The following is a 17,662-nucleotide window of genomic DNA, read 5'->3' on the forward strand; positions in this document are numbered from 1 at the left end:
GGAGTTTCTGGCGATCACGCAGCGTAAGTCAACCTCATCAAATCATAACACGATCAACCGCGCCTGTCCTCCTGTACAAAAGCATGGATACGGGGAATCACGCGTGTATCGCGAAAATAGCCTGTATGCGCACCCGGCCCTACTTCAACGTTTTTGGGCCAGCCAATGAAGGAAGGCGCAGCAATGGGGCTGTGAATCTGGACATGGGTCCCGATGTAGTCGTCTGTCCGGTAAATATTGAGCCAATGTGTAACTGGCTTGCCGGCTTCCTTTTCGGGGTCAAAGGCAACACACTGGTTGTGAATACCCGGAAAGTAGTATCCGTAAATATGACAAAACGGCGAGCCCATCGTAACGAGTTGCACCTTTTTAAAACCTGAAAGTGCTTCATTAAAGGCCGGGTTTTGGAGAAAATCCAAAGCCAATACCGTTCCTTGGCTGTGCGTGATCAAAACCAGCCGATCCGCCTTTGGGGCGCCCGTTTGTGCGGTAAAATAGCGTGTTACCTGCTTGAATCGGTGTAAAATCTGGGCACGAACGCTAAACGTGATGTCGTCGTATGCCGGCAATACTTGCGAAAAATCCTGCGCCGGCAATGGCCGGAAATAGTTAATAACATCGAGGAGAATGCCCAGTCCACGCCGTATCCCATCGCGATTGTAATTCAGTAGTGGAATAAGAAAAGTACCCAATACAATGACATAGCCGCTGATTGCCGGCGTCCAGTTTCTTACTGCCCGCATAAGGAATGTCGACTCAAGCCAGGCATTCATTTCAATCCGGGTAGCTGACAGGTCCGATGAGATAAACTGTTGAAAATACGTCGGCCATTTAAACTCCGTATTCCACAAGACAAGCAACGCCATCGGCGTCAAAATCACAGCTGCTGTGTACAGGGCAACAGAGATATATGGACTTACCACAACCCGCATGGGATCTGCTTTTGTGTATGCAGCGCCTTGCGCAGCGGCTAACATTTTCTTTACGCGGTAAGAACGAATAGCCCAAACGACCCCGGCTACGAAAGCAACAAAAAACAGACACAGGTAAATCCAGCCAGCCGTTGGCACGCTGCGCGTTAAAATTTGCTGCTGTACCGCAACCTGCATGCTTTCCGGCGTTGCCAGGTACATCCCAACAAGCACAAGCGGCATGAGTGCAACCCAGAACATCAAGCTGATGAGTGGAATCAAACTACAAGCAACCTGGCTTACAAGATGCTCACGCCACAACATCGAAAGCGGCAAAATCACCACAAGAATAAGCAGTACAACAAGGTTGGCCACAAACCACGACACGCGCACAGGTGCTACAAAGAGCGCACCATATAGCGCAACGCTATCCGTGTAATTGATTGATCCCCAGGCCGGCTGAATCATCAGAACCCCTGCGTAGAATATCAACAACAGGATGATCACCTTGGCCGTGTATCCCCTGAACAAAGGCTGCTTGCCAAGCACCATCAAAACGATCAATGAAAGCGCAGCAATGGCACACGCGGCTGCAATCAGGTCTACCAAACTCGACTCTGGAAAAAAGGCATCGCCGGCCCCGCTCTTCCGAATCTGCTCTCGCGCAATGTACACAAGGTCAATGAGTACCCACACCAGAAAAGCAACCAGACCCAGCGCCAGAATCGGCCCCCGCAACAACCAGAAAAACACCCGGCTAAATCGTGCCGGCCATATGGCGCCACCAAACTTCTCCAACGGCGGAACGAGAAAGCGTATACTCAGGATGATGTCGAAAATACCGTAGATAGTCCCCCACAGCGTTTGCTTTACATTCGACAAATCATCCCAGTATAATTCTGCAAAGATGGATTCCTCGTTGCCGTCTTCACTGGAGAGGATAGGTACACCAAAAACTTCAATATTCTGTCGCGGCTGTAAATCTTCAACAGGCGCATCATCCACAACTGGTCCGGCAGGCAGCACCAGTTCGTCTTCGCCGGCCAGAATCGGATTGCCAGACACAACGGCGTAACTACTGGCAAAATTTTTAACGGTTGCTCCTTTTTCTTCACTGCCAACACCGGGCACAACAAGGAATAGCGTCCGCTCTTTCATAACAATCGGGCAAGCAGATGAGAGGAGATTGCTCCGAATATAGGGAAAAACGAACCTAAAACACGTGCTCCCCTGTGGGTACCACAGGAAGGGAGACAAAATGCAGACTTAACGCAAGGTGTTACTTTAGAAGGGAACAGTTACGCCGCGATGCTTGCTGGCCCGAGCAGTCTACGCTGCCCCTCTGGCAGCCACATATTCGGACGCAAGTTGGCTACAGCTTCGAGCAGATCTTTGTAAAAGTCTCTGGGATGGTTTCTCCAGGTGGAAACTTCAGTTTCTTCCTCACCCAGTGGCTCGATCTCGGTTGACCACTCATCGCTCTTGATAAGTACGCCGCTAAACGCATAGCAGAGGCGGTCATTATGAAATACCTTTGGCGTTGTCATCACGAGTAACTTCAGATCGTCATACTCGAATGTAAAAACAGCCGGCGTCTCCACGTTATACACACGCTGGAATCCAAGCTTTCTTGTCATCCTAGACAAGGCCTTCTCTACGTCATCCATCTTAAAACATGGGTACATGTACGCAGCATCTGCGCTGATCATGGAGAGCGTAAGTGGGCTTATTTGCGTGTTCATTATTCTTATCAGCTACCAACAAAAGAGACTTCGTAGCGGGGAATGACTAATTATAGGCGCTTACATCGCCCGTATCCCCTCAAATCAGCGGCAATTGTGTTGCGAAGTTGTGTCGTAGTCCAATTTGAGGCGGCAAATAGTGGGGATTATCCCCCAATTCTTAATCACAACGCGCAAATGCAGGCATTGGTTAATTCAGCATCAAAATCTTCTCATTCACAGCTTGGCACGTGAAAACTAACGAAACAATGCAATGCGCTTGGAGTGATATCTGTATCCTGAGCAAGCACAGCAATTCTTCTCTCCTCAGGGTATCTGGATAGGTCTGGCAACTTCGGCTGCTGGCGTGCAGGTCATCCAGCAAAACACTTCTTCTGTTCAGATCAAGCATATCATATTCTATGGCAGAGCTACAAGAATCCGCCGTGCCCCTGGCGACGGAACTCCTCGTTGCAACCTTCACCCCCGGTGGACAAGTCACGTTTCGAAACGAGGCATGGATAAAATTACTCGGACAAGAAACTGCGGTTTGGCAAGACATGACCGACGGAGACCGGGAAATGGCCAGTCAATACCTGGTAGAAGCGGCAGCCGGCACCCTGGTCACAAATCAGATTTTCTTCGCCCATATCGAAAACAGGGATGAACCCCTCCCTATTCTGCTACACTTCATACCCGTCGCGCCAGACCAGTCGATGGATGATGAAGCGGCCTGTGTTACGGTTACTGGTGAAATACTCGCTGAACCAGAAAGCTGGGTCCTTAGCCAAACCCAGCGCAACCGCATTGAAAATGTCGGCCGGATGACGCTCGGACTGATTCATGAAATCAACAACATGCTTACCAACATCCTGGGTAATTTCGAGGTAATCGAAAAATCAGGTATGTATCCGGATGAGGAGAATGAGCTTTCTGCTTACATGAATACGATCCGTAAAGCTGCACACGACGGCGCAGCCATGACACGGAGTATCAAGAAGTACATTCGCAACGAAAAGTCATCTGCATTCGAACTGATTGACTTGTCTTGCCTCCTGCAAGACTGCATTGCCTTTACCCGGCCTTACTGGTACAATGAACCGCGCCGGCAAGGTATTCACATTGAGTCGCTGGTAGAGCTCTCCTCAGTGCCGCGCGTTATGGGAGCTGCTGTGGAATTGAAACAGGTTTTTATCAACCTGATTACCAATGCCGTGCAGGCCATGCCGCGCGGAGGCCGGCTTACCTTCAAAACTTACAAAGAAGGAGACCAGGTCGTAGTAGCCATCTCCGATACAGGCAACGGCATGTCTGAAAAGACCAAGAACCGGATTTTTGAGCCTATGTTTACCACAAAAGGCAAGCAAGGCACCGGGCTCGGCCTGTCCTTATGCTACAGCATTATCCAAAATCACGATGCAAAAATGCAGGTCGACTCTGCATTGGGACAAGGCACAACGTTTTTTATGCGCTTCAAGCCACAATCTTCACCTGAAACGAAAGTGGTACAGCCGGCACACGTAGCTGAGAAGAAGCTTGCGCAGATCCTTGCAGTTGATGACGAACCAGGTGTTCGGAATGTATTGGCAAACCTGCTAACGCTCCAGGGCCACGAGGTCCAGGTTGCAGCATCGGGGCATGAAGCCCTCGATCACCTGAATGACGCAAAAGTTGACATCGTTTTTACGGATCATGGCATGCCTGGAATGAATGGCCGGCAACTGGCACAGGCAATAAAACAGTCAACTCCTGAATTACCCGTTGTCTTGATTACAGGAGATACCGACTTTGAAGAGAAACTGGAAGAAGTAAACGCTGTCATCGGCAAACCCTTTTTGCTAGAAGACCTGCAAAAAGTCATAAACGAGTTGGTTTAGCAACCATACCTACGTGTACTTCATCTACCAGTTGTATACTGGTACTTCAGCAAACGGATTTATAACGAATAGTACTTCTGGCTCCCAAACAGGCACTGCCAATACCTATCTTGGCGTGCGCTGGATCAATTGTGCAAGGCAAAGTACGACACTTTGGCAGAGCCGTCCCTTTGGCCTAGTTTTTGAACCCGCCCAAAATGCTCATATTGGAGTATTTTTCCGGCATTATGGCAGACTGAATGTCGGATGTTGTAAACTTTTGTGATTCAGATTGGCTTAAGATATAAGTTAACGCATTATATGATTGATCCTGACCTGTACATGTTGATAGAGGATGACCCGGAACAGTCCATTCCGCTCCCCACAGCTGAAGAAGAAGAGGAAATGAGTACGTCCTCAATTCCAGATTCGCTTCCGATTCTGGCATTGAGAAATACAGTTCTGTTCCCAGGTGTTGTACTGCCAATTACAGTTGGCCGTGACGCCTCTCTTAAACTGGTCAAAGATGCGTTTGGTGATGATTCGCTGATTGGGGTTATTGCGCAAAAAAGTAGCGATGTAGAAGACCCTACCCCGGAAGACTTATATGAATTTGGCACCGCTGCGTCTATCCTCAAACTGATCAAAATGCCGGACGGCTCAAAGTCGATCGTTATTCAGGGAAAGCGCCGTTTCCGGACACACGCTTACACGCAGACAGACCCCTACTTCAAAGCGAATGTAGAGCCGATAACCGAAGAAAAGTCGCCCGATCAGATTGAACTCGATGCGCTGATTCGTTCCATCAAGGAATTGGCTATCCAAATTGTAAACCTGTCACCCAATCTCCCGAGCGAAGCTGCCTACGCCATCCAAAACATTGATTCCCCAACGTTCCTCATCCACTTTATCGCCTCCAATTTGCAGGTTGAAGTGGACGACAAACAGGTCTTGCTGGAAACCATCCCTATCGCAGATCGGGCTGAACTGGTCCTCCAGCATTTAAACCGGGAATTGCAGGTATTGCAGCTCTCCGAAGAAATTCGGTCAAAAGTTAAAACTGACGTAGACAAACAACAACGCGAATACCTGTTGCGTCAGCAAATGAAAACGATCCAGGAAGAACTTGGCGAAGCGGAAGGCGGCGAAGCTGAGATCGGAGAATTGCGCAAACGCGCGAAGAAAAAGAAATTACCCGAGCAGGTGCGCGAAGCCCTCAACAAAGAACTGGATAAACTCTCGCGCACCAATCCTGCTTCACCAGATTACGCGGTAACCCGTAATTATGTAGACTGGATTCTCGACCTGCCCTGGAATTCTTATTCCAAAGACGATCTCGACATCAACCGGGCAGATGTTATTCTCAACGAAGACCACTACGGTCTCGACCGCGTTAAGAAAAGAATCCTGGAATACCTCGCTGTATTGAAGCTCAAAGGCGACATGAAAGCGCCTATCCTCTGTTTCCACGGGCCTCCAGGTGTTGGAAAAACGAGCCTGGGCAAAAGCATTGCTCGTGCGCTTGGCCGTGAGTTTGTTCGCATGAGCCTGGGCGGCGTACGCGACGAAGCTGAAATCAGGGGACACCGACGTACCTACGTAGGCGCCCTTCCCGGTCGCATCATCAAAGCCTTGAAACGCGCCGGCACCTCAAATCCTGTTATCATGCTGGATGAGGTAGACAAACTTGGTTCTGACTTCCGTGGTGATCCGAGCAGTGCCCTGCTCGAAGTACTCGACCCGGAGCAGAACAACGCATTTAACGACCATTACCTGGAGCTCGACTACGACCTCTCGAAAACATTGTTCATCGCGACGGCCAACTACCTGGATATGATCCCCTCTCCGCTCCGCGACCGTATGGAGCTGATTGAAATCACGGGATACACCCAGGAAGAAAAGCTTGCCATCGCGCGGCACTACCTCGTTCCGCGCCAGGTAGAAAACAATGGCCTGAAGCCAGAGCAGTTTTCGATCAAAGACGACGCGTTGAACCTGATTACTGACGGCTATACGCGAGAATCCGGCGTTCGTCAGCTAGAACGCATGATTGGCGCGGTTGCGCGAGGCGTGGCTAAAAAAGTGGCTACAGAAGAAATTGAGTCGGCCACGATCGGGACTTCCGACATCAAAGAGTACCTGAACGCCCGGAAGTTCTTCTCGGACACCGCGCAGCGTACCGAAGTGCCTGGTGTAGCAACAGGCCTTGCCTGGACACCTGTTGGTGGTGATATCCTGTTTATTGAAGCCTCCATTCTCAGGGGGACCGGCCGGCTCATTCTTACAGGACAGCTTGGCGATGTCATGAAAGAATCTGCCCAGGCAGCGTTTTCTTACGTCAAAGCACACTATCAAGCACTCAATATTCCATACGATGCTTTCCGCTACTGGGATGTCCACGTGCACATTCCCGCTGGGTCCGTCCCTAAAGACGGCCCTTCAGCAGGCGTTACCCTGCTGTCAGCACTTGTATCGATATACACACAGCGGCGTGTTAAACACACCATTGCGATGACTGGCGAGATTACGCTGCGTGGCCTGGTGTTGCCGGTTGGCGGTATCAAAGAGAAGGTGCTTGCTGCCAAGCGCGCGGGCATCAAAAAGGTATTGTTGCCTGAAAAGAACAAAAAGGACATCGAAGAAATCGATAAGTCTGTTCTGAAAGGCCTGAAAATTAATTACGTCAAGCGCATGAATGAAGTGCTGGATGAAGTGCTCTTGTTAGAAGCAGACACAGATCCGGTTGCACTCTTCAAAATTCCTGAAAATGAAAAGCCGGCGCGCGATGCAGTTAACGGAAATGGCAGTAGCATGCTGAGCGAAGAGAAGGTGGTAACGAATTAATTGCTCGCTACTTTCTGTCAGTAATGCTTTTACCTTTGCCGGCGCTGACTTACCTTTTTATCACAAAGCCTTGCATTAGCGAGGCTTTTGTGTTTTTCAGCGTATTTGTATTCCACCTAAAAAGTACCTAAACCCGCCCTATGAAAGCTATTGCCTGTCTGACGTTGCTTGCCCTGCTCTTGCTACACGCACCAACAGCAGCTGCACAATCGCAGAAAACAGCACACACCCTTAATCTCGACAAAGACTCAACGTCACCAGCAGCATCTATCAATCAAATTGCATGGATCGCCGGGCACTGGAACGGGGAAGCTTTCGGAGGCCAGATCGAAGAAATCTGGAGCGCACCCGCCGGCGGCGCAATGATGGGGATGTTCAGACTGATCCAGGGGGATGAAGTAGGATTTTACGAATTGATGACGCTGTTGGAAGAAGCTGGGAGCCTCGCGTTCCGGTTGAAGCATTTCAACAAAGACTTGACGGGCTGGGAAGAGAAAGATGAAACCGTTACAATGCCGCTGGTTGCGCTGGATGAAAACATTGCCTTCTTCGACGGCATTACCTTTCAGCGTGTTGACGATAAAACGCTACAAGTATACCTTGCATCTGAAAACAAAACAGGCGGATTTGACGAACTAACCTTTACCTACAAACACAAATAGCCCAGCGCGAGCAGAAAAAGGTAATTTACTTGCGCGGCGTGTTTTTCGCTTTCCGATTCTCCTCGTGTTCTTCGAGGATTTTGGCGTCCTCGATGTTGGGATCTAACCCTTGTTTAAACGCCTTCTCTGCTTCCGTAACAATGTCTACGGAAGCCTTGATTGTCGCATCAACAGCCTTGGTAGCAGCGCGGGTCAGAAACCCGCCTACAAATACAGCTTTCCCCAGGAAGTTCAGGTCCTCAAAGCGGATAATGTGGTTATCATCAGCCTTTCGATTGCCAGATCTTTTACCCCCCGACTGTTTAGAGCCGGCGTCTTGAGGGTCAGCCATATCGTTTGTCCGTTACTTATTCTTCCTTCTTTGGCGTGGATTTGCGGGTGCGGGTAGAGGTAGAGCGTTTACGCGTCGTTGTACTTTTTTTGGTTGTTGTACGCTTCTTGGGGGCAGGTTTGGGCGCTTCTTCTGCCGCTTCTTCTGCCGCTTCCTCGTCCTTGTACATGTTGTTTACCTGTTCTGCAAACACATTGCCTACCGCTTCGATCCCGTGCGCAAGCATGGCGAAGGTAGATTCAACCAGGAAGATAGCTTTTTCCTCAATTTTGAGAGAATCAAACTCATCTCGCGCCTGACGGTACTGCTCTTTATTATTTTTCGCTTTTTCTGCCATATCTTTAAAGCCCGGCGCAATGCGCGCGGTGCTATACTATGAGAAGGATTGCACAAATGAAAAAGGGCCGATGAACAAACTGGTAGACGAGACTTTTAAAGCCCATGTTTCATTTTTCCGTTATTTGCAGCGGATATGCAGCCTTTTACTTTCAAAGCGCCGCAGTATTCTCATAAAACACCCTGGCAAGCGTGCCTGAAAACGAAGTATCAACACCAGCTACGCCCCCTACCGCAGACGGGATTGTAATACGATCCACCGGTAGCTGGTATGATGTCCGTACCCCCGCCGGCGTTGTACCAGCCAAAATGCGTGGCAAATTTCGACTTCGTCAAGGCGCTACCACCAATCCGGTTGCCGTTGGCGACAATGTTTCATTGCGACTAAATGCCGACGAAACGGGTCTGATTACGGAGATCCATCCACGGCGTAACAAGTTGAGCCGGCGGGCAGCAGGCCGGCGTGTAGGCAAAGAGCACGTCATTGTCTCTAATATAGATGCTGCCCTGGTTATGCAGTCTGTCGAACTGCCAAAACCCAATCCCGGGTTTGTAGACCGCTTCCTGGTGATGGCTACTTACCACGACCTGGAAGCCGGCATCATTTTGAACAAAACCGACCTGCAGAATGAAAACAACCGTGGGAATGTAGCTTACTTCAAAGATATCTACCAGGACCTGGGATACAGCATCTTTCTCGTAAGCGCAAAGTCAGGCGAAGGGATGGACGCGCTCCGCGAATTCCTGAACGGTAAGGTATCTGTGATTGCTGGTCCTTCTGGCGCTGGAAAATCTACGTTGCTTAATGCACTTGAACCCGATCTCGACCTGCCAACGGGAGAAGTAAGCCTCAAAACTAAAAAGGGCCGGCACACTACAACCAACGCTGCCCTCTTCCCTATTAATGCAACATCCTACGTTGCAGACACACCAGGCATTCGTGAATACGGTCTTTTTGGCATCACAGCCGAGGATCTCGGTCATTATTACCCTGAGTTTGAACCCTACCTGAACCAGTGCAAATTCCCCAACTGCATGCACGACCACGAACCAGCGTGTGCAGTGAAAGATGCTGTAGAGCAGGACGAAATTCACCCCACCCGTTTCCACAACTACCTTAGCATCCTCGACTCCCTGTACCTTGGCGAGAAGGACGTTGGCCGCTAATGGAAGGTGCAGGGATTATTTAGCACGGATAGGAATCCAAACTTCTTCGCGGGCTTGGGGGTCAATAGGGTTATACCCCTCCGGCAAAATCTCGAACTGGGGGCGATCGTCCATTGCATACGCAGAATTGGGCAACCAGTCCTGAAAAATATACCCAAAGACGCGGGGAGCGCCACTGGCCGGCCCAACGTAATCGAATACTGCGTAAAGTCCAGTCTCAAGCGTAAATGTTTGCATGCCTTCAGGCACCTCACCTCCCTCGTCTACCTCTACTACAGCCCACTTTCTAAACACAGTAGTCGGAGTAAATGCTGCATCTCCATTTTTGTCATACACTTGCATGGAAATGTAGTCGTCCGTGATGCGCCCCTGTACTTCGTGCCGCCTTGGCATAAAGGATTGCCAGAGTGCCTGCGTCTTGTTTTCCATTAACGACATCTCCAACGAAATCCCAACCAGGTGTCTTGTTGGTGTGTTTTCTATTCTTACGTCCATGGGTTGCGCAGTTTGGTACCAGGGAAAAACAAGCTGTATAGCACTACAGGCTACCTGGTGCAGGCTCCGTCTTGCCCAAGACTGAAATAAATATTAAGCGTTTAGCACAACGCTAAACCGCATCATTCTTCCTGCGGAGGTGGCCGGCTTGAGTTTGTCAGATGATCCATCTGCGCCTGTTGGAGCGCGATCACCTCTTTTCGAAAATCGGCCAACTCCCCTCTGAGATCTTTTACCAGTTCTTCCAGTGCGTCGTTGTTATCAGCCGTCATTTCATCAACAAAAACGGCATTTGCAAGCGAGAAACCGAGAATACCGCCAATCACAACGGAAAAGGCAAAATAGCCGCGTAAAAGCAGCAGGTCCCAATCAGCCAACCCCTCCTCTTCAAGTTGGTCAGGAATTTCAAACCAGCCTTCGATAGTGAAGACCTTGAACATAGAATAATAGGCCACATAGGGATCGCCAAAGTATTTCTCCGAATAATCCTTGAACAGCATGTTTGCACCCATTGCAAAAATGATGTTGAGCAGAATCAAAACAAGAAACACACCCACAGATGCTTTTAAAGAGCGTAAAACGCCTTTCCAAATCTGTTCTGCATGCGGGATAAAACGCAGCATGCGGAAAAAGCGCAGAAAGCGCCCCATCCTAAGGAGCAGCACAATCTCAGCCCCTTCAAATTCTCCTTCAACAAAGGGATCCAGCAGCAGTGGTAATCCGAGCAGGACAATGGTAAAATCAAACCTGTTCCATGCGCTCTTCCAGTAGCCACGAAACCCCAGCAGCCTGGTTTTGACAAATACCTCGAACACATAGTACAGCATGCAATACACATCAAACTGATGTAGCAAGCGTCCATATTCCGCGTGAATGCCGGGAAAACCGTCCAGCACAAGCGCGGTAGTGTTCAGAAGAATAATGGTTATGACGAGGTACTCATTAACCAGGAACTGCAGTGTTTTTTTCATCAATCACACAAAACTCAGTGTTTCAACAAGGGATGGTGGCAGATACGTTAAATGTGCCGGCGGGTTTAACGGATTGGCGGTTTTCGCAGGTGAAAATCTGTTTTTTGTTGATACGCATGGGCTACCGCCAGCGTCATGTCGTCTTTGAACAAGCCGCCTGTAAAGGTAATGCTGCCGGGCACACGCCGCAGGGAAGCCGGCTTGTCTGGCAGGATGTCAAAACGATTTGGGACCACCACCGCAGGGTGACCGGTCAAGTTTGTGATTTGTAATGCCCCACCCCGAAAAGACGGTGCAACAAATACATCCACTTCTTCCATGACCGCTTCCATTTCCTGCATAAGCAGGGTGCGGTACCTGTTTGCCTGAATGTACTCTACCGCCGGTGTAAACCGCGCAGCACGAAAGGCATTGGGCCATGCACGACGCTCTTGCCGCACCATTGTGTCAACAGCGCCATTGCGCGTGATTTCGTCGAATGCTGCTGCGGCTTCAACGCCAAGCGTCAAGAGCAAAGGCTGTACATCTCTGGCCGGTAACTTGATAGGCACTAGCTCAATGCCGAGATCGCGCAGTACCTTCAGTGTGGCAGAATCGGCTTTTTGTCCATTATAGGTTCCTTCAAAGGCTTCTGCGACATATCCTACGCGCATACTGGCCAGTTCAGGAGCCGGCCATGCAAAAGGTGCATCTATCGAACTGCAGTCTGCGGCATCAACGCCGTGGATAGCGTCGAAAACCAGTGCGCAATCTTCTGCAGAGCGACACATCGGTCCAAGCTTGTCCATAGACCAGGAAAGTGCCATCGCCCCGTCGCGGCTTACACGGCCGTATGTCGGGCGCAATCCACTTACTCCGTTTCGGGTAGACGGCGACACGATAGAGCCGAGCGTTTCCGAGCCAATGGCAAACCCTACAAGACCGGCCGCAACGGCTGATCCGGGCCCGGCAGAGGATCCGCTTGATCCTTGCTCGATATTCCATGGATTTTTGGTAACGCCATCATACCAGACATCTCCCCAGGCAAGCGCGCCGAGGGTAAGCTTGGCAACGAGAATGGCGCCGGCTTCATCCAGCTGCTTTACAACAGCGGCATCTGCATCAATCACCTGGTCTTTAAACGGCATGGCGCCCCAGGTGGTTGGATAGTCTTTTACCGCGAGCAGGTCTTTCGCCCCCCATGGAATGCCGTGTAGCGGACCACGCCACACGCCTGCAGCAAGTTCTTCATCTCTGGCAGCTGCCTGGGCTAGTGCACGGTCTTCCGTTAGCGTCACTACGGCTTCCAGTAGCGGGTTGTATTTTTTCAGCCGCTTGAGGTACAGCCGGGTTAGCGCAGTGGCTGTAATTACACGCGATTTTATCAATCCCGACAACTGCGCAACCGGCAGGTATGCTAAATCTTCTTCGCTTGCAGGCAGCTGTACATCAGCCGGCTCCCATGTCGTGCGTGTTATTGCGCCAGCATCAGGCAAATGGCTGGCCACGCGCAGGTTTAGCTGAACGGCAGGCATCACGCTATTCGGCAATCGCTCCTCGCGCATTGTATTGATTTGGGCGAGGCTTTCGTTCAAATCTTCCAACATGAGCGTACGCTGCTCGGTGGTAAAGCTGAGGCCGGCAATCTGTTCAGCTTCAGCAATCATTTCTACGGTGATCGCAGCTTGCGCTTCCTGCTGCTTATGCAGGGCAAACAAGGCGCCAGGAAAAAGCGTGGATGACAATCCGGAAGCTGTAAAGAACTGCAGGAAACCGCGTCTATTGAAAGACATATAGCCAAACGAATAAATGAGCATTTACTGGCTTGAGTATAGCAAAATCGACATAAAATTACCGATTTCATCCGGTATAAATACAACGCTACGCATAAAAAAAGCCCCGCCAATCCTGAGATTGTCGGGGCTTTGAAAAAGCTTTAGGCTAGCGCTAGCTGTTCAGAAGTGCGCGTGCCTCGTTAGCAATATTTTCAGGTGTAAACCCGAAGTGTTCGAACAATACACCACCCGGTCCTGATTCGCCAAAACGATCGAGTCCGAATGACTTGCCTTCAACGCCTACATAGCGCTCCCAGCCCATTGTAGTGGCTGCTTCAACCGACATACGATGCGTGACAGACGGAGGCAGTACACTATCGCGGTATGCTTTCGGCTGCTCATCAAACAGCTCCCATGCCGGCATGCTAACTACGCGTACCGCATGTCCTTCGCCACGCAGCAGCTCTGCGGCATCCATGATGAGCGAGACTTCACTGCCTGTTGCGATCAGGATCAGATCCGGCGTTCCCTCATCATCGCTCAGGATATATCCGCCTTTCAGCGTACCTGAAGCATCGCCAAGGTTGGTGCGATCAAACGTTGGTACACCCTGACGCGTAAGCACGAGTGCCGTCGGCCGATCGGTCTGCTCAATGGCAGCGCGCCAGGCATAAGCCACTTCGTTTGCATCGCCCGGACGCATAACAACCAGGTTTGGAATCGCGCGCAGCGAAAGTACGTGCTCGACAGGCTGGTGTGTTGGTCCATCTTCGCCCTGCCCTATTGAGTCGTGCGTGAAGACGTAGGCTACGGGCAACTTCATCAGGGCGCTCAGGCGCACTGCCGGCCGCATGTAGTCGCTAAACACGAGGAACGTGCCACAGAACGGACGTACACCACCGTGCACTGCCATGCCGTTCACGATAGCACCCATGCCGTGCTCGCGGATACCGAACCGGAAGTAGCGGCCTTCCGGCGTATCTTTCTGGAAATCGGTGCTGCCATCAATATTGGTTTTGTTTGAACCAGAGAGGTCAGCAGACCCACCAACAAAGTTATCGATGCTGCTGGCGATGGCGTTGATGACTTTACCGCTAGATGCGCGGGTTGCCATTTTACTGCCGGCTTCAAAAACGGGGAGGTTGTCCTGCCAGCCGACAGGGAAGTCGCCACTCATCCACAGTTCATACTGTGCTGCCAACTCAGGGTACGCAGCTTTATACTGCGCAAAAAGACCATCCCACTCCTGCTCACGTGCAGCGCCTTCTTCAACGCTTTCGAGCATGTGTGTCCGCGCTTCGTCTGGCACGTAGAACTTCTTGTCTTCCGGCCAGCCAAGGTTGCGTTTGGTCAACACAATCTCTTCGTCACCCAGGGGTGATCCGTGGATTCCGGCGGTACCCTGTTTGTTCGGGCTGCCAAATCCAATCACCGTTCTAACAATGATCAAAGAGGGCTTGTCCCCTTCGAGTCGGGCAGCTTCAATGGCTGCTGTCAACGCATCAAGATCATTACCGTCTTCTACGTGCAACACGTGCCAGTTGTAAGACTCAAACCGCGCACCTACATTTTCTGTAAACGTGATGTCTGTGCTGCCATCGATAGAAATATCGTTGTCGTCATAGAGGTAGATGAGTTTCCCGAGACCAAGATGGCCAGCCATGGAGGCAGCTTCAGCAGCTACGCCTTCCATCAAATCCCCATCAGAGACAATGCCGTAGGTGTAGTGATCAACAATATTGTGATCCGGACGGTTGAACCGCGCTGCAAGGAACGCTTCTGCAATCGCCATCCCTACACCATTGGCAAACCCTTGTCCGAGCGGGCCGGTTGTTGTTTCGACACCTTTCGTCATAAAGTTTTCAGGGTGCCCTGGTGTGTTACTGCCCAATTGCCGGAATTGCATGAGGTCTTCCAGCGACATGTCGTACCCGGTCAGGTGCAACAGGGAATACAGCAACATAGAACCATGGCCGGCAGAAAGCACAAACCGGTCGCGATCCAACCATGCAGGGTTTTTGGGATTGTGGCGGAGAAATCTTTTCCAGAGCACATAAGCCATTGGAGCAGCACCCATAGGCAAACCCGGGTGGCCACTGTTGGCTTTCTGAATAGCATCAACGGAAAGAAATCGAATTGAATTTATGCTCTGTTCTGTCACTTTGGTGTCCTGCGCAACGACGCTCATGATTATTTCGGGGTATGGTACAAAATATCTAAATGAAGCAAATGCTACCCTGACTGTATTGACGCAGGAACGCCACGTCCAAGCAACACGTTGCTTTTAGATATCGGCTAAAGATAAGGTGAGATTAGCAACTACTAATGTTAATGAATTAAGAAGCTGCACTATCGATAAATTGCGAAATGCACTCGGTGGTTTTCTGGAGCACATATTCTCCATTTACCAGCACTGATGGCACGCTTGACATCCCTGTTGCTGAAATTTTCTCGCGCTGTTCCAGGATCACGCGGCGATAAAGCTGTGAACGCCAGCGGTTGTTCAGCAGCGCAACATCGAGTCCGAGAATGCCGGCGAGTTCACGCACCTGCTCTACAGGGAGTCCACGTGTTTCCTGCATCGCCATTTGTGCGTCGAGCATTTCGAAGAACTTTTCCTGTTCTTTGGCAACGTAAAGCGCTTCAATCTGCGGCAGCGAGCTTTCACGGAGCGGGAAAGGAATCATATGAAAGCGAACACGGTCCTGGTACTTCGTGATGACCTCTTTCATCACCGGGTGTGTGCGCTGGCAAGAGGGGCAGTTCGGATCGAAAAACTCAACCACGGTAACGGCTGCATCTTCTGGGCCTACTACCGGGTCAAATGAAGAAAGGATGCTACGGTAATCATCCATTTTAGGCATCCGCGTGTCAATCTGGCAAACATCTGCAGGGTCAGCACCCGCAGCGCCTGTAGCAGCAGCTGTTGCTGTCGCAGCCGTTGCGGCCGGAGGCGCTTCAACTTCGAGGTTGTTAAAGTAAAGCAGGTCGGCCCCAATGAGCACCACGGCAACGCCGGCAAGAATTTTATACAACTGCATGGAGCGCGCTGGCCCTTCTTTGCCGGCTACACTCGAAGAGGTAAACACATCATACAGCATAATAGCAAACATGATTGCCATGATGGCAGCAGAAGTCAAACAAAGCGCACAGTACTCCCCAATGCTTGTTGCCTGAATGTAAACAAGATAGCCTGAATACAGAAAACCAAGACCGATCATGCCGGCGCGTAATTTTTTGAATTTGGATACATCAGCGCCTTTTGCACGTGCTACGAGGAAGCCAAAAACTGAAAGCAGCCCGTAGAAAATCATGCCCCAATACACATTGGAGATGCCGAAGAGCTTGCCGGCGTCGCTCGTCACTACGGCTTCACAGTTAAAAGTAGCTGCTTCTTCAGCTGAAGGTGGGTTGAACCCCCAACAGCCCTGATCAAATCCGCGGCTTTGCTGAATCATCAAATGAACAGTGACAATTACACCTATGATCGCCAACGCAAAAAGCGCCTGGTCGATAAAGGGACGATAGGTACTGAGTAAGGTGGAGGTAGCAGGAGCAGAACTGGATTTTGCTCCCTTTCTTTCGTTTCTGGTTTTGCGTGCCATTCCGCTATTCTGGGCAGGGTAGGAAAATTATTGAACTGATACCTAAGTATATTCGTCCCATCAGGAAACTGTACTAACGTAGTGCATTCGGCGCTACATGCAGGTATACTGGATTTGCTTCAATACGCCCTCATCCTGCGGAGGTTCGGCCACTGCAGGAGATCATTTACTGAAGAATCGGTCAAGAAAGTGGAAACCTCGACATCTCGAACGCCAGATATTTTACCGGCACGTATTTCAAAGTCCGAAATCCCGCAGATGTATACCTGGATTGCACCAACGCACGACTGGCTCGCTGTACTGGTTGAAGCAACGGCGCGCAAGCGCGGCCTGGAAAAGGCCAACATACAGGCAGGTGAATCCATAATGGAAGTGGCCGTGGGCACGGGATTATCGTTCAAACACATTCTCCAGCAAAACGTCAGCGGTACCAATGTAGGAGTCGATCTGACGCCGGCCATGCTAAAAAAAGCCCGCAAACGCGCCAAGAAATACGGTAAGGACAATTATACCCTGCAACTTGGCGATGCTTATGCGCTAGATTTCCCCAACGGTTCGTTCGACCTGGTCATGAACAGTTATATGTTCGACCTGTTACCTGTCTCTCACTTCGTACCCGTACTCAAGGAATTCCATCGGGTACTCAAACCCGGCGGCCGGCTTGTGCAAATCAACATGACCCCCGGCGAAGCCTGGTACAATTTTTTATGGGAAGGCCTCTACCGCCTGCACCCAGCCCTGCTTGGCGGCTGCCGTGGCGTTAGAATGAAGCCCTACTTCGAGGAAGCCGGCTTCTTAGAGGTAGAAAGGGAGTACATTAGCCAGCGAACGTTTGCGTCGGAAGTGGTGTTTGGGTTGAAGGGGGAAGGAATGTAAACTTCAAAATTCCTTGTTCGGTGTCAGGGGTGTTCAGAAAAAATAGTAGCTGTCAAAGTTCAGTTCGTTATTAGCAATTTAGTGTGCTGGACGTCCACCAAATGCGCGGCGGTGTGCGAGGGACTTTTATCGA

General features: G+C 50.6%; 14 protein-coding genes. 5 read left to right on the forward strand and 9 right to left on the reverse strand.

The features are described 5' to 3' along the window. Positions 1-53: 53 nt before the first annotated feature. Together AAF564_07140 and AAF564_07145 are read right to left on the reverse strand one after the other, a co-directional pair. Entirely contained in the window at positions 54-2,069 is a 2,016-nt protein-coding gene (locus AAF564_07140) for a hypothetical protein (protein ID MEM8485307.1), read from the reverse strand. A 140-nt stretch (positions 2,070-2,209) separates the two neighbouring features. Then, on the reverse strand, positions 2,210-2,653 hold the full coding sequence (locus AAF564_07145; protein MEM8485308.1) for a hypothetical protein: 444 nt from the start codon (positions 2,651-2,653) through the stop codon (positions 2,210-2,212). 401 nt (positions 2,654-3,054) lie between these two features. Between AAF564_07145 and AAF564_07150 the strand changes: the two genes are divergently transcribed. The 3 genes from AAF564_07150 to AAF564_07160 all read left to right on the forward strand — a co-directional run bounded on the left by AAF564_07150 (position 3,055) and on the right by AAF564_07160 (position 7,994). Beyond that, positions 3,055-4,509 carry an ATP-binding protein gene (locus AAF564_07150; protein MEM8485309.1) on the forward strand — a complete coding sequence of 485 codons (1,455 nt, stop codon included), beginning with the start codon at positions 3,055-3,057 and terminating at the stop codon, positions 4,507-4,509. Positions 4,510-4,809: 300 nt separating this feature from the next. After that, complete coding sequence (lon, locus tag AAF564_07155) at positions 4,810-7,332, forward strand: endopeptidase La (protein ID MEM8485310.1); 2,523 nt, start codon at positions 4,810-4,812, stop codon at positions 7,330-7,332. 140 nt (positions 7,333-7,472) lie between these two features. After that, a complete protein-coding gene (locus tag AAF564_07160) occupies positions 7,473-7,994 on the forward strand; it encodes a DUF6265 family protein (GenBank protein ID MEM8485311.1) in 522 nt (173 codons plus the stop codon). Between the two features lie 25 nt (positions 7,995-8,019). Here the strand turns inward: AAF564_07160 and AAF564_07165 are convergent, their stop codons facing one another. Together AAF564_07165 and AAF564_07170 are read right to left on the reverse strand one after the other, a co-directional pair. Continuing rightward, positions 8,020-8,325: a hypothetical protein gene (locus tag AAF564_07165; GenBank protein ID MEM8485312.1), complete on the reverse strand. Its 306-nt coding sequence runs from the start codon at positions 8,323-8,325 to the stop codon at positions 8,020-8,022. Positions 8,326-8,341: 16 nt separating this feature from the next. Beyond that, positions 8,342-8,662 carry a hypothetical protein gene (locus AAF564_07170; GenBank protein ID MEM8485313.1) on the reverse strand — a complete coding sequence of 107 codons (321 nt, stop codon included), beginning with the start codon at positions 8,660-8,662 and terminating at the stop codon, positions 8,342-8,344. Positions 8,663-8,853: 191 nt separating this feature from the next. On the opposite strand from AAF564_07170, the gene rsgA reads away from it, so the two are divergent. Continuing rightward, positions 8,854-9,828, forward strand: coding sequence for a ribosome small subunit-dependent GTPase A (gene rsgA, locus AAF564_07175; GenBank protein ID MEM8485314.1), 975 nt, complete (start codon positions 8,854-8,856; stop codon positions 9,826-9,828). Between the two features lie 15 nt (positions 9,829-9,843). Here the strand turns inward: rsgA and AAF564_07180 are convergent, their stop codons facing one another. From AAF564_07180 to AAF564_07200, 5 genes are all read right to left on the reverse strand, one after another. Beyond that, a complete protein-coding gene (locus AAF564_07180; GenBank protein MEM8485315.1) occupies positions 9,844-10,323 on the reverse strand; it encodes a GyrI-like domain-containing protein in 480 nt (159 codons plus the stop codon). 122 nt (positions 10,324-10,445) lie between these two features. Continuing rightward, positions 10,446-11,294 carry an ion transporter gene (locus tag AAF564_07185; GenBank protein ID MEM8485316.1) on the reverse strand — a complete coding sequence of 283 codons (849 nt, stop codon included), beginning with the start codon at positions 11,292-11,294 and terminating at the stop codon, positions 10,446-10,448. A gap of 65 nt (positions 11,295-11,359) precedes the next feature. Then, positions 11,360-13,066 (reverse strand): amidase, encoded by a 1,707-nt coding sequence (locus tag AAF564_07190; GenBank protein MEM8485317.1) that lies wholly within the window; start codon positions 13,064-13,066, stop codon positions 11,360-11,362. Positions 13,067-13,220: 154 nt separating this feature from the next. Then, positions 13,221-15,236, reverse strand: coding sequence for a transketolase (tkt, locus tag AAF564_07195; protein MEM8485318.1), 2,016 nt, complete (start codon positions 15,234-15,236; stop codon positions 13,221-13,223). A gap of 148 nt (positions 15,237-15,384) precedes the next feature. Beyond that, on the reverse strand, positions 15,385-16,653 hold the full coding sequence (locus AAF564_07200) for a vitamin K epoxide reductase family protein (GenBank protein MEM8485319.1): 1,269 nt from the start codon (positions 16,651-16,653) through the stop codon (positions 15,385-15,387). Between the two features lie 258 nt (positions 16,654-16,911). Between AAF564_07200 and AAF564_07205 the strand changes: the two genes are divergently transcribed. Further along, on the forward strand, positions 16,912-17,529 hold the full coding sequence (locus tag AAF564_07205; GenBank protein ID MEM8485320.1) for a class I SAM-dependent methyltransferase: 618 nt from the start codon (positions 16,912-16,914) through the stop codon (positions 17,527-17,529). Positions 17,530-17,662: the final 133 nt, after the last annotated feature.

This window comes from Bacteroidota bacterium, from assembly GCA_039111535.1.
Lineage (GTDB): Bacteria > Bacteroidota > Rhodothermia > Rhodothermales > JAHQVL01 > JBCCIM01.

Coding starts and splice junctions, on each gene's coding strand:
- AAF564_07140 (MEM8485307.1), bottom strand. CDS start 2,069: ATGAAAGAGCGGACGCTATTCCTTGTTGTGCCCGGTGTTGGCAGTGAA.
- AAF564_07145 (MEM8485308.1), bottom strand. CDS start 2,653: ATGAACACGCAAATAAGCCCACTTACGCTCTCCATGATCAGCGCAGAT.
- AAF564_07150 (MEM8485309.1), top strand. CDS start 3,055: ATGGCAGAGCTACAAGAATCCGCCGTGCCCCTGGCGACGGAACTCCTC.
- lon (MEM8485310.1), top strand. CDS start 4,810: ATGATTGATCCTGACCTGTACATGTTGATAGAGGATGACCCGGAACAG.
- AAF564_07160 (MEM8485311.1), top strand. CDS start 7,473: ATGAAAGCTATTGCCTGTCTGACGTTGCTTGCCCTGCTCTTGCTACAC.
- AAF564_07165 (MEM8485312.1), bottom strand. CDS start 8,325: ATGGCTGACCCTCAAGACGCCGGCTCTAAACAGTCGGGGGGTAAAAGA.
- AAF564_07170 (MEM8485313.1), bottom strand. CDS start 8,662: ATGGCAGAAAAAGCGAAAAATAATAAAGAGCAGTACCGTCAGGCGCGA.
- AAF564_07180 (MEM8485315.1), bottom strand. CDS start 10,323: ATGGACGTAAGAATAGAAAACACACCAACAAGACACCTGGTTGGGATT.
- AAF564_07185 (MEM8485316.1), bottom strand. CDS start 11,294: ATGAAAAAAACACTGCAGTTCCTGGTTAATGAGTACCTCGTCATAACC.
- AAF564_07190 (MEM8485317.1), bottom strand. CDS start 13,066: ATGTCTTTCAATAGACGCGGTTTCCTGCAGTTCTTTACAGCTTCCGGA.
- tkt (MEM8485318.1), bottom strand. CDS start 15,236: ATGAGCGTCGTTGCGCAGGACACCAAAGTGACAGAACAGAGCATAAAT.
- AAF564_07200 (MEM8485319.1), bottom strand. CDS start 16,653: ATGGCACGCAAAACCAGAAACGAAAGAAAGGGAGCAAAATCCAGTTCT.
- AAF564_07205 (MEM8485320.1), top strand. CDS start 16,912: ATGTATACCTGGATTGCACCAACGCACGACTGGCTCGCTGTACTGGTT.